Raw genomic sequence first — 12,994 nt, 5'->3', positions numbered from 1 at the left:
AATGGATGAAAAAAAGTAAGAATTACTCTTACTTTTTTTCATGCAAGTTAGTAAATTAAAGTTAAAATCATCATAAAGAAAAAACTTTTATTAAAACATTAGTTCTTATATTGTAAAAACTAATTTTGATTTTGTTTTATTATTTCATGCCATTAAACCAATCACCGAGTTGCCAATAAAAAATATTGTTTGAATTAAAATATTAATATTAATTATCACTGGTTGGTGGGCAATTAAACTAGTTAACCCGGAAAACATTGAAAATTGTAAAACATTTAAAATAATTCATAAAATTCATTGTTCTTTGATTCGTAAGAACATTAATAAACAAGCAATAATCGCAAAACTATTTGCTAAACTATCAAAAAGGTGAGGCAACAATTGATTTACATAAGCATATTCTGATTGGACAATTGCATAATGAAAAGCTGGGATTTCATAGTACCATGGCACTGCCAATACTGCACAAGCTCCTAAAACAAATGGCGCAACAATTCATCATGTAGTTTTTTTTGCCTGAACAGATGTTGTTTGCCCAAAAACAAGAGTACGTTGCCAACAATACCATCCTAAAAACTGAAAGGGAATATAAAAGAAAAGATTTAGTTGAGCTGTTCCTGTATAACCAAAATCAAATGCAAACAATCCAAAAATAATTGCATTTATTAAACCCCAAAAATAAGTACTCATTTTACCTAAACTAATTAAAAAGACATTTAAGATTCCAGTAAAACTAGCAAAACCACTTAAACAATATAATAATGCATCAACTAATTTTGGTATATTTCCTAAGTAAACTTTTGGAGTACTTAATACATTTGTAATTGTAAAAAAAGAAGGGCTAGTTGTACTATTAATTAAATGGTTAAAATCAAAAAAAGACAAAAATGTTACAACTCCACCAACAATAATTAATAAAACTTTGTAAATTTTGGGTAACTCTTTAATATCTTGAATAATTGTTTTTACACCTAAAAAATTAATTGGCCTAGTAATGGTAAATCATTGTTTATTTTTATGTTGCATTTTTTTATACCTTTTCTCTTTTTAATTTTATGATGGTATTTAATACTTTCAAGTCTTTCACTAAACTATAATCAAATTCTATCATTTTTTAATCACTATTGATAAATAATAATTATTTAAAAAAACAAGTTTTTCTAAAATTTTATTAAATTATGTATTTTTTTAAAATAGGTGTAGAATAAAATTGTGTAAAACAATTAAATATTAAATTATGAAAGGGAAAATATATAAATATGAGTAATACACAAGAAACGAAAGGGGAACAGCCCTCAAATAAATTAGTTATTGAATCTGATCATTTTAGTAATGAGCAGACTTTTACTGAAATATATAAATATACTTTAAAGAAGGCCAAAAATTCATTTTTTAAAACATTCTTAATGGGATTAGCTGCTGGATTATTTATTGGTTTTGGTTACATCGCCTCAATTATGGCAACAAGAGGAGATTGAAGTAACTTACCAGCAGGACTTAAAAGCTTTGTTTTTGGAATTACTTTTACCGTTGCAATTGTTATGATTATTTTTCTTGGTGGTGAATTATTTACTTCCAATTCAATGATTTGTTTAGCCGTGGTAAAACGTCAAGTTTCAATTCATCGCTTTGTTCTAAACTTAACATTTGTTTTATTAGGAAATATTTTGGGTTGTGCCATCTTAGCAATTATTACCTATTTTGCTGGATTTTTAAAAAACGCAGATTTTTTAAATAACGTCGCCGGAATGGTTGAATCAAAACTTGACCATATTTGATATGAAAACTTTGCTAGTGCAATTTTATGTAATTTTTTAGTCGCCGGATCAGTGTATGCTGCTCATTCAACTAAAAATACTGCAGGAAAATTCTTTCTAGTTGTTATTATCATTATGGCATTTGCAATTTCAGGATTTTCACACGTTGTTGCTAATTCCTATTTATGAGCAATTCAACCATTTTTAGGTATTTATGGTAATAGTAACGGTGGTTGAGAAAACTTCTTAAAATTTGGTTACAATTTACAACTACCAACTTTAATTGGAAACTTCTTAAGTGGGGGAATCTTTTTACCATTTTTATATTACTTTATTTTTCGAAAAGACATTCCAGCCAAAATTACATTATAATATTTTGTAAAAAATAACAAAAAGATTAGATAAATCATAATATTTTTGTTATGATATATTTGTTGCAAATATTCTAAAAGAAATAAGCAGAGAGGGTGTTAAAATGCGTGAAGGAGTAATTTTACGTTGCGATAATTGTAAAGAAGAAAACTACATTGCAAAGCGTGACAAGAAAAAACAACAAGAAAAACTTGAAGTTAAAAAACATTGTTCAAAATGTAATTTACATACAGTACATAAAGAAAAAAAATAACTCTTTTAATGAAAGAGTTATTTTTTATGTTATAGTTAAGGTGGAACTAAAAAGGGTTGTTGGTTACTTTGAACTAACAAGAAAGGAAACAATAAATGTCAACTTTAAAACTTGATACCAAAGGACAAACTTTATTAAAGTTTTTATTAAACTTAAAATTAAATTTTGTAGCAATTTCAAGAATTTTAAAAACAAGAACAGATGTTACATTTGAACAAAAAAATTTATTACTAAATATAATTAAAGATCAGCAAAATTCAAAATTAATTGGTAAAGAAAGAGTAAATATTAAAAGAAATAAGAACAAAGTTAGTTATGCAACTAAAGAAGACAAAAAAGTTAATATTATGGCGCAAACAATTGAAAGGGTAAATAATTTGCGCAATGCAAGTAGTAATTATAATAAAATGGGTCAAGGTCAAGTTAGTTGAATTAACCCATATTACAATTTTAAAAATTTACAAAAAGGAATATCTTTAAGAACTCATTAAAAAAGTAAAAATTATTTTGCTTTTTTTTTTTTTTTTGCTAGAATCTTATTTATATTGTTGTAATAGGAGGATCAAATGGCAATATTTTCACAAATCCTAGCAATTATCATATCTATATTACTTCTGATTAGTTTACATGCATTTCCTAACTTTTATGCCAAAAAAAATATTCGCCATAGTGTTAGAATTATTATTTTTATTTGAATGAGCTATGTGCAAATTCAAGTTTGCTATCAACATATTTTAAATAATAACTATCAAATATCTGGTTGATTTTATTTAGAATTATGTACTTTATCTGGTTGAATAACAATAATTTTAATGGTATGACCAAATAAATTAATATTACAATGTTTTTTCCCATTTGCTATTTTTGGTCCAGTTTTAACCTTAGTTGTCCCAAATAATTATCCGCTTATCAGTGAATTAGCATTTTATCGTTTTTACTTTGGTCATACAGCAATTTTGTTTGGTTTTTTCTATATTTATTGGTATGGTTTTACTGATTATCAATTTTCAAAAGAAGCCATCTTAAAAACTTTTTTAACGGGAATAATTATTATTCTCGCTGTTGAATTATTTAATCAATACTTTAATACTAATTATATTATTGGTGATATTGAAGGAGCATTAGGGATAGAATTAGCGCGACCATTCTTATTTTTACTAACGCTTGGCGGAATAGGACCAGTTTTAATCTTTTTATCATATTTACCAATTTATTTTTTTAAACCAATTTATGATTTAAAAAATGATCAATTTTACCATCAAACCTGAATCCAACTGTTACAACAAAAAATTATTTTGAAAATAAAATAACAATAATTTGTATGCTAAAATAATACTATTAGACTAAGAATAAAAGAAAATAGGAATATTACAATGCAAGAATTTTTTACCAGATTTTATCGTAATACTTCAAAACGACCATTAGCTTTATCAGGTGCTGCATTAGGAACAGCAACGATGGGAAATGCCTGAGGAATGTTTAACCAAACTGATCTTGTTTTTTCTTTTGGATTAAGCTGATTAAAATATATTACAATTAGTTTTGCAATGTTAGTTGTAATTTTAATGTTATTTAAATATTTTTTTGCCCCCAAGGACTTTATTACTGATTTTAAACATCCAACATTAAGTAACTTTATTCCTACGATTTTAATGACATGTTTTGTGATAAGTGGGTTTTATGGTCAAGTTAATTTACCAATGCTTCAGTTAATTATTTGATTAAGTTGTATTATTCTGCATTTAATTTACATTATTTGTTTTACAATTTATCATGTAATTAATTTTTCTTGAAAAAATTATTTAGCTTCATGGTTTGTTCCTCCAATTGGAATAGTTGTTGCTTGTGTAATGTCAAAAGAGGTTGGAGCAAATATCAGTTTAGAATTTAGCCAAGGGATACATCAATTATCACAATTTTGTTGATATTTAGGTTTAGGATATTATGTCATTATGTTACCATTGATGATTTATAAATATACTTTTACAACTCATCTTGAGCATAATAATTTACCAGCTTATGGAATTATGGCGGCACCACCAAACCTATTATTAGCTGGTTATCTTTCAACCTTTAGCTATATGGATATTGCTTCACAACATAATCTTATTATTTATGCTCTCGCACCATTAGCAATATTTTTTACAATTTGTGTTTATATTTCAATGTTTAAAACTTTTCGTAGGAAATTTATCCCATTATTTGCTTGCTATACATTTCCCTTAGCAATTGGAATGGTAGCAATGATCAAACTAAGTACATGAATTATTATTATCTTTCCGAATGCAACACAGTTAGCAGCAATAATTAAAATATGAGCTTTAATTTCTACAATAGTTGGAACAGGAGTTATTTTATTTGTTGTTGGAGGGCTAATTATTTTTAGTATTTACCATGTCTATTATCATCATGATAATAAAGTTGTTAAATCAAAATTTTTAAAATATTTTATTTAGTTAATAATTAAATTACCAAAATGATATAATGAAAACTAGCTTATTAAAATAATGTTTTAGGAGAAAATATTCCTTTAATTGGGTCAATTATCTATGCAATTAGGACTGGTATTAAACAAAGTGATATTGATCGTGGTTTATTGCGTAAAGAAATCACAGTGGCTTATACAATTTTTGTCTTTGCTTTTTTAATTTATTTATATGGAATTCTATATTTATTAACACCATGGTTTGGTTATTGAATTAATAAAACAGGTTTAAATAAGGCAAAGAAAAAACTAGCTGAAATGGAAAACGAAATTAAAGAGCAAAAATAAAATAGTAACTATTTACTATTATCAATTAATTGGTTTCGGTCTATTTTTAAATATCTTTTTTCTTTATTCGCCTTAAAAAATAGCTAATTACATAAAATCCGATTTATATTATAATATTAAATATGGAGGATATGAAGGATATGAAGGATATGAAGGATCATTCTATGAATTGAATGCTGAATAGCATTAGTTAATAATTGTTTAATTTTTTTCTGGGATTATTTTTAATAAAATAAAGTTGTGTTCATCTTAATTATCATTATAATTATTTTGGTTTTTATGTTTTGGATATCGTTCAAAGTATTTAATTAGTAATTTAATAATATTATTAGATAATTTGCAAACTTAGTGTTTTTTGTATTGGTTTTTTAATTTTTGAAAACTTATTTTATTAAAATAACCCTTCAAAAATATGATTCAACAACTACATAATTTATTCCATCTTATTCCATCCTTATAATATCTAAATTTTGTTTTTGTTCTAAAATAAGTTAAGATATAAATATAGGTATAAAAGTAAGATAACTATGCCTTGAAAATATTAGAAAGGATTATCAAAATGCAACCAAAAAAAACAAAAGAACCAGATAATTTATGTAAAGCGGGATGTATTGTTACAATCGTATTTGCCGCAATTTTAATAGTTACTTTTATAGCCAAAGGTGCTAATGCCTTAGTTCAAGCTCATATTGTATCTAACGTTTACTATTCAACTAATGCAATAGTTTTGGGAATTATATGGTTTTGTTTTGCCTTAGCCCAAATTGCTTCAATCCTTTTAGCAGTTTTTGTTCTAAATGGTAAAGCTAGTAATCATATTGCAGCTGGAGTGGTATCAATCATTTTTACTGGAATTATTGGAGGGATTTTAATTTTAGTAGGTAAATATGAAATAACAGCAATTGAGCCAGTAATTAATGTTGAATAATTATTAGTTAATAAAAAAACTGTTTAGACAGTTTTTTTTATTTTTGTGGTTCTGTAAAAAAAGAGTTTATACATCAAAAGATTTTTTTGCTATAATAAATAGTGTATTAAATTAGATAACATATTTTGAAAAATAGATTAAAGTGTAATAACTCAAACAAAGGGGGGGATAAGATTAAAAAATGATAATATTTTCTTGAATTTTAGCTATATTTTTATCAATTTTATGAATTTTATCATTATGAATTTTTCCCCAGTTTTATCTTAAAACGACAAAATTTCTATATTTAAGAATAGGATTAGCAGTTTGATTGTTAATTGTTGAAATTAATCAATTTTGAGAAATGTTACATGGGGATGGTTGAAAACATTTCGTCAATTATTTTACTTTGTATTCATGTACAATTGTTGCTTGAGTCGCTTTAACTATGGTAATTTATCCAAACCGCATTTTTTTGGATTGTTTTTTCCCGTTAGGAGTAATGGGACCAAGTTTAACATTAATCTTTCCAAGTCGACAGCCAACAATTTTAGAATGAGATTTTTATGTCTTTTATTTTGGCCATACAATAACATTATTTGCCTTTCTATATTTTTATTTATTTGGCGTAACAAATTATCATTTTTCGCGTCAATCAATTCAATATAGTTTTATTACTGGAGTTATTATTATTTTAGCAGTTGAATTGTTTAATCAATATTTTGACACAAATTATATTGTTGGTGATATTGCTTGGGCAATTGGATTAAAAAATTTAACACGCCCATGGCAATTTATCATTTCGCTCATACTAGGAATTCCAATTATTAGTCTTGGTCTTCTAATTACTTATTTATTCAAACCAATTTATCAATATCAAACGAAAGAAAAGATGCATTTAACATGATGGGAAGTTTTAGTTAAACAAATTAAAAAAAGAATAACAATAAAAAGACAAATTAGGAGAAAGAAGTCAGGTGATTAAATGACCAAGAAAAATATTACCTTTTTTACCCAAAAAAATCCCACTCGTTATTTTTTTGTTATCCCATTGGGTTTAATAATTATTGCCAGCGTTGGGATATTAATTGCAACCGGATGATTTTGAATTGATTTTTTAATTGCTGATGAATTAGCCCAAGGTCTAACAACTGAATTTGGTAAATACTGAGCGCGGTTTTATGAGCAGTTAGGAAATACCGAATTATTTGTTGTGCTAATAATTTATTTAACAATTTTATTAGAGACATGATTTTTAACCAAAATTAAACAACACACAATAAAATTTAAAAAACATTATTGGGTTGTTAATAGCTATTATTTTACTATTATTTTCATTTGACTGGCAATTAATTTGATTAATATCTTAGTTATCCCTAATCAAGACACAGGTTTTGGCCCTGGAATTGACTATTTTTTAATTGCCAGTAATAAATATCAATTAACCGGCATGATTTTAGCCTTTACTTATCAAACAGTATTCTTAGGAATAGGATTGTATTATATTCGTTATCGGTTAGTTAAAACAAATCGTTTATTAACAGAACAATATTGAGTAAAAGCAATTAAAGCGATTTCATTTTTAGCAATAACTTACGTTATTATTGTAATTCTAAAAATGACAACTCATCGCTGATACTATTATAATGCCGTTTTTGGGGATTTAATTAAAGATCGTCCAGATTTATTAGAACATTATCTCAATTCTAACTTTAAATATGGTTATAACAGTGGTGGAGGTTATATTGATAATATTCCATGGGAATATCAATATCCATGATGGAAACCATCCCTTCCCTTAGCTAATAATCCGCAAATGCCTGCTTTTAAAATGCCTTGAAAATATGCTTTTCCTAGTGGTCATATTAATGCAACATACTTTTCTGGTTCAGTTATTCTGCTATTCTTAAAAAATCATAATAATCAAAAAATTAATTGAAAAGTTAAGGGATTATTTATTTTCTGATTAGGACATATTTTATTAATGAATTTTGCCCTGATTGTTTTACGCTTTCATTGAATTTCAGATACAGCTTTTACTTTTGTTTTTTCAGGAGCAATGATTTTTATCATTCATTATCTTGTTAATCAAATTTTTCAAAAAAACATATTATAAAATATGTTTTTTTCTTAATATTTATTTATAATAGTTTTGTCTCAAAAGACAACATAAGTTAAAATTATCAAAAATAGTTTTATTTTCCAAGTTTGAGATATTTATACAAAAATACTAAGGAGCAAATATGAAAACATATTACAACTGTGAAGTAGAAAAAATATTAACAATAAATTTACCATTAAAATCAAATAATAACTTATTTATTTTAAGTTCTAATTAATAGCAGATCATAACTTTCTTGCCATGTTAAAGAAAAAAATAACTATTATTAATATTATTATTTGAGTTTTCCTTGTTCTAACTGTTATTATTTTTAATATTTTTATTAACCAACATAACTATGAAGTCAATCGAATTAATACAAAAGAAAAAGTTGTTATGTTAACATTTGATGACGGACCAGGTTTAGCAGATGAAAAAATTTTGGATATTTTAAAATCCGAAAAGGTTAAAGCAACATTTTTCCAAACAGGGGTCAATTTAGCCCTTTACAATCGTGAAACAGAAATTAAAGAAATTTTGAACCGAATGATTAAAGAAGGCCATGCCTTGGGTAACCATTCTTATAGTCATCAAAAATATCTTTTTAAACAAAAACTTTTAATTGATGAATTACAAAAAACTAATAGTTTAATTAAAAATATTTATCAAGCAAATAACCAGGTGATTAAGGATGCTGACATTCCAATCCGAATGCCTTATTTGCAACATTATCAAGGATTAAACTACGTCCAACAAAAATTAAAAATTCCATTTTGAATTAGAGGTTATTTAGGAACAGACTATGAAGAAGGTAAAACTGGTAAAAAAACAATTCTAAAACAGTATAAAACCCATTTAAAACCAGGAATAATTTATGTTGCTCATAGTCGTGATTATGCCCAATTTTGATTACGTGATTTAATCATTTGATTAAAAAACCAAGGATATCAATTTGCCTCATTTAATAAAGCTGATCCAAGTTATTATCTAAATTATGGAGAGTTGGTGAATTAAATGTGAAGTTGATATGAAATTCTTGATACGATCATCATTTTAATTGTCTTAACTTTTGGTGTAACTAATACTATTTTTGTCCAAATTAAATGACAACAAAATAAAGGGGCAATTAATAGTAAAGGTCAGAAAATTATTTTGTTAAGTACTATTAGTTTAGTTTATTTTTTAACTATTGTTTTAATAACTTATTTTACTGTTTACAATGTTACAATTGACAATTCCTGATTAATTTTTAATATCATTCAAATTACAACGATGGTACTAATTTTATTATTAGTACCAGCATTATGAATGGTTTACTTATATAAACCTAAAAAAATGAAACGGGATAAGCCAAAGGATAAATTTGTTTCTTAAAATAGCAATGATATAATTGTTGTTGTAGTAGAATAAAAAAACTACTACAACAACAATTTTTAAAATAAAAATAAAAGAAGGAGCAAATAGTTATAAATGACTTTAAAAATAAAATTAATTTGAAAACAAATTTATAAACTATTTTTTGCAATCCTGGGAATTTCAATTTTAGCATGAGCTTTTATAAATGGAATTCTTGATAAAGACAATATTATTAATAAATATAATAGTGATTATACCGTTTATGTAACTGATTTTTTTACAACATTTACTTGTTTGTCAAATTTAGGAATTCTCTTTTGGTTTATCTTTAGCGGGATTCGTCATCGCTATGAAAATAAAACAAAAATTCAATCATATCCTGTTGCGTTAGCCGGGGCAGTATATATCACAATTACTTTTATTATTTATAATTTTTTATTACTACCAACTGACCCATTGCCAACAAGTGCTTTAGGATGAATTACAACGGTGGTTGATCATATGATTAACCCAGTTGCTTTTGTTATCTATGTTATTTTTTTAATGGAAAATAAAACCAAAGTAAACTTAAAACAATTCTTTTCAAAATATTTTTGAAAATATATCATTGTTTTAATTGGCTATTGTCTATATGCAATGATTCGTGGTGAATTACGACGTATGTCAGGAGACCATTTTACCTGAACAGATGGTAATGGTGTTTTACATAATCGTTGGTTCCCATATTTCTTTTTAAACATTCACCAATCAAGTTATGGCATTCCCGGGTATGTTTGATTTATCATAGCCTTTCTTGCCATTTTAGGAATTTTAATTGGAACAATGTTTTTATACAACTATAGTAATAATAAAATTATTAAAACAAAATATTATCAAAGCTTGCAAAAAATAGCAATTAATAAATAGAAGTTACCTTTTGGTAACTTTTTTATTAAAAAATATTATATGCTATAATTTGAAGGAACAGATTTGGAATCAAAACTTAGGAAAAGGAGAAAACAATGAAAACAATAGTTATTACAGGTTCGACTTCAGGAATTGGAAAAGCAACAGCATTATATTTTGCAAAACAAGGTTACCACGTTATTGCAACAGCTCGTAATCCCGAAAAAGATAATTTAGCAAATCTAAATAAAAATATTAAAATGTACCAAATGGATGTTAGTGATCTTAACAGTATTAACCAAGCAGTTAATAAGATTAGCAAAGAAAATAAAAAAATAGATATTTTATTAAATAATGCTGGATATGGTTTATTAGCGCCATTTGAATTAACTTCAGAGCAAGATATTAAAGCAATTTTTAACACTAATGTTTTTGGTTTAATGGAAGTAACAAGGTTTTTTTTACCTATTTTTAAAAAACAACAGGCAGGCACAATTGTTAGTGTTTCATCAATTGGGGGATTAGTCACAATGCCATTAAATTCAATTTATCATGCGACAAAATATGCTGTTGAAGGATTCACAGAAGGCTTAAGCTATGAACTGGCTGATTTTAATATTAAAGTTAAATTAATTGAACCAGGAGGGGTCAAAACTAATTTTTTTAATGCCGCAACAGTAAAAGAAGATCAAAGCAATTTTCCTGAATATAATCCCATTATTACAAAAGTCCGGGAAACTTTTAGTGTTGGAATGACTGAACAAGAATCAACTTATTCAACACCATTAGAAGTAGCCCAAGCCATTTTTGCAGCTGCTAATGATAATAATCCTAATAAAATTCATTACGTGGTCGGTAAAGGGGCCCAGGAAACTTACCAAGCAAAAAAACAGCTGAATGATGAAGAGTTTATTGCCTTAATAAATAATCGCTTTGGAATTAGCAAAAAATAAAATTCAGTTTTTTATTGTTTTATCAATAATCTTTTAAGAGATATAATATAAATATAGAAAGTAGTTGTTAATAATGAACATTTTTATTTTTCACCGTGATTTTAGAATTGAAGATAATTTTGGTCTTGCCCAATTAGCAAGCGAAGAAAAAGAAATTTATTTATTATTTATTTTTACAAAAGTTCAAACAAAAGATAATAATTATTTTTCACCCCGCAGTTTTGCCGCCTTAGTTTATTGTTTGAAGCAATTACAACAAAAAATTCATATTAATATTCTTCAAAGTGAAACAGAAACAGCCGCTATTAAAATTTTAATAGACGAAGGGCAAAAGATTAATAAAATTTATACTAATCGCGATTATTCTCCATTTGCAATTAACCGTAGTAAGCAAATGCGCGAATTAGCAAAACAATATAATTTTATTTACCGTGAATTTAATGATTATTCACTAGTTGCACCAGAAACAATAAAAACTAGTCAAAATTCGTATTACACTGTTTTTACACCATTTTGAAATAAATTAAAATTAACATTTAGTAATATTGCTATCGCCACGTATAAGGTAAGCCCATTTTTAGGGCAAAAGTTAAAAACTTCTGATTTATTATTTGATATTACAAGTTTACCAGCAAATAATTTTAATTTACCCTTAACCCCTGAGCAAGTTAAAAAAGCGATTGATAGTTTGGAACAAGAATACCAAAACCAAAGAGATTTGTTATATCTAATAAATGGAACAGCAAATATTAGTACTGCTTTAAAATTTGGGGTTGTTTCAATGCGGCAATGTTATCTTTGAAGCATTGAAAAATTTGGTAATTTTGATAATCCATTTGCTCGGCAATTAGCATGAAGAGATTTTTATTATCAAGCAACATTCAATGCTCAACTTTATCAACAATGAACTTTTAGTGAAAATTGAAATAAAAACATGACAATTAAGTGAACAAATAACCCCGATTGATTTGAAAAATGAAAAAATGGCAAAACAGGTTTTGCTTTAGTTGATGCGGGGATGAAACAATTAAAAGCAACTGGTTTAATGCATAATCGGGCGCGAATGGTTTGTGCTTCTTTTTTAGTCAAAAACTTACAAATTGACTGACGAAAGGGAGAACAATATTTTGCTCAGCAGTTAATTGATTATGATCCAATTATTAATCAATGTTCATGGCAATGAGTAGCCGGGACAGGTTTTGATGCTCAACCTTTTTTTCGGATTTTTAATCCAGAATTACAACAAAAAAAATTTGATCCGCAATTTATTTATTGTGACAAATTTTTAAATAATCATGAACAAATTGAAAAAATTATTGATTATAAAACTTCAACAAAAAAGGCTTTAGAAATTTACCATGTCAAATAATTAATTAAAATAGGTAAATTTTTTAATATGTGTAAAATGCTTAAAATTGTGAGGTAATTCTATCAGGAACTTATACTGAATATAATAAAGACCAAATTATAAGAGATTTAATTATAAAATATTTTGGTGAAGAATTTGCTAATCAATATAGTGATGTTTTAAATGAAGATTTTTGAATTCGTGAATTTGATGAAGGAACAAAAACTGCCACATTAGAAGTTAAGCCAAGATCAATGTTATTTGTAAATCATGATGTTGCAACATCTAC

At 26.2% G+C, this 12,994-nt stretch carries 15 protein-coding genes; 14 read left to right on the top strand and 1 reads right to left on the bottom strand.

The annotated features are described in order from the left end of the window. Positions 1 to 105: 105 nt before the first annotated feature. Positions 106 to 1,026, bottom strand: a complete 921-nt coding sequence (gene pnuC / locus SCHRY_RS02555) for a nicotinamide riboside transporter PnuC (protein ID WP_016338905.1) — start codon at positions 1,024 to 1,026, stop codon at positions 106 to 108. 233 nt (positions 1,027 to 1,259) lie between these two features. On the opposite strand from pnuC, the gene SCHRY_RS02550 reads away from it, so the two are divergent. From SCHRY_RS02550 to SCHRY_RS02490, 14 genes are all read left to right on the top strand, one after another. Continuing rightward, entirely contained in the window at positions 1,260 to 2,129 is an 870-nt protein-coding gene (locus tag SCHRY_RS02550; protein ID WP_016338904.1) for a formate/nitrite transporter family protein, read from the top strand. 103 nt (positions 2,130 to 2,232) lie between these two features. Further along, entirely contained in the window at positions 2,233 to 2,382 is a 150-nt protein-coding gene (rpmG, locus tag SCHRY_RS02545) for a 50S ribosomal protein L33 (RefSeq protein WP_016338903.1), read from the top strand. Between the two features lie 95 nt (positions 2,383 to 2,477). Further along, positions 2,478 to 2,873, top strand: a complete 396-nt coding sequence (locus tag SCHRY_RS02540; RefSeq protein ID WP_016338902.1) for a hypothetical protein — start codon at positions 2,478 to 2,480, stop codon at positions 2,871 to 2,873. A 75-nt stretch (positions 2,874 to 2,948) separates the two neighbouring features. Continuing rightward, positions 2,949 to 3,692 carry a TMEM164 family acyltransferase gene (locus SCHRY_RS02535; protein ID WP_016338901.1) on the top strand — a complete coding sequence of 248 codons (744 nt, stop codon included), beginning with the start codon at positions 2,949 to 2,951 and terminating at the stop codon, positions 3,690 to 3,692. Positions 3,693 to 3,755: 63 nt separating this feature from the next. Beyond that, the gene (locus SCHRY_RS02530; protein WP_016338900.1) at positions 3,756 to 4,838 is read left to right on the top strand and encodes a TDT family transporter; all 1,083 of its coding nucleotides are present in this window, start codon (positions 3,756 to 3,758) and stop codon (positions 4,836 to 4,838) included. A 158-nt stretch (positions 4,839 to 4,996) separates the two neighbouring features. Next, positions 4,997 to 5,155, top strand: coding sequence for a hypothetical protein (locus tag SCHRY_RS05415; protein WP_169336071.1), 159 nt, complete (start codon positions 4,997 to 4,999; stop codon positions 5,153 to 5,155). A 559-nt stretch (positions 5,156 to 5,714) separates the two neighbouring features. Next, positions 5,715 to 6,083, top strand: coding sequence for a hypothetical protein (locus tag SCHRY_RS02525; protein ID WP_016338899.1), 369 nt, complete (start codon positions 5,715 to 5,717; stop codon positions 6,081 to 6,083). A 181-nt stretch (positions 6,084 to 6,264) separates the two neighbouring features. After that, a complete protein-coding gene (locus SCHRY_RS02520; RefSeq protein WP_016338898.1) occupies positions 6,265 to 7,047 on the top strand; it encodes a TMEM164 family acyltransferase in 783 nt (260 codons plus the stop codon). Beyond that, entirely contained in the window at positions 7,048 to 8,178 is a 1,131-nt protein-coding gene (locus SCHRY_RS02515; protein ID WP_016338897.1) for a phosphatase PAP2 family protein, read from the top strand. A 246-nt stretch (positions 8,179 to 8,424) separates the two neighbouring features. Then, the gene (locus SCHRY_RS02510) at positions 8,425 to 9,177 is read left to right on the top strand and encodes a polysaccharide deacetylase family protein (RefSeq protein WP_016338896.1); all 753 of its coding nucleotides are present in this window, start codon (positions 8,425 to 8,427) and stop codon (positions 9,175 to 9,177) included. Next, positions 9,178 to 9,537 carry a hypothetical protein gene (locus tag SCHRY_RS02505; RefSeq protein ID WP_016338895.1) on the top strand — a complete coding sequence of 120 codons (360 nt, stop codon included), beginning with the start codon at positions 9,178 to 9,180 and terminating at the stop codon, positions 9,535 to 9,537. A gap of 96 nt (positions 9,538 to 9,633) precedes the next feature. Beyond that, positions 9,634 to 10,425, top strand: a complete 792-nt coding sequence (locus SCHRY_RS02500) for a Pr6Pr family membrane protein (protein ID WP_016338894.1) — start codon at positions 9,634 to 9,636, stop codon at positions 10,423 to 10,425. Between the two features lie 95 nt (positions 10,426 to 10,520). Next, positions 10,521 to 11,357, top strand: coding sequence for an SDR family oxidoreductase (locus tag SCHRY_RS02495; protein WP_016338893.1), 837 nt, complete (start codon positions 10,521 to 10,523; stop codon positions 11,355 to 11,357). 73 nt (positions 11,358 to 11,430) lie between these two features. Next, positions 11,431 to 12,726: a cryptochrome/photolyase family protein gene (locus SCHRY_RS02490; RefSeq protein WP_016338892.1), complete on the top strand. Its 1,296-nt coding sequence runs from the start codon at positions 11,431 to 11,433 to the stop codon at positions 12,724 to 12,726. Positions 12,727 to 12,994 lie beyond the last annotated feature (268 nt).

It is taken from the genome of Spiroplasma chrysopicola DF-1 (genome assembly GCF_000400935.1).
Lineage (GTDB): Bacteria > Bacillota_I > Bacilli_A > Mycoplasmatales > Mycoplasmataceae > Spiroplasma > Spiroplasma chrysopicola.
The sequence above is the reverse complement of the archived record's forward strand: the minus strand, read 5'-3'. Positions and strand labels throughout refer to the sequence as shown.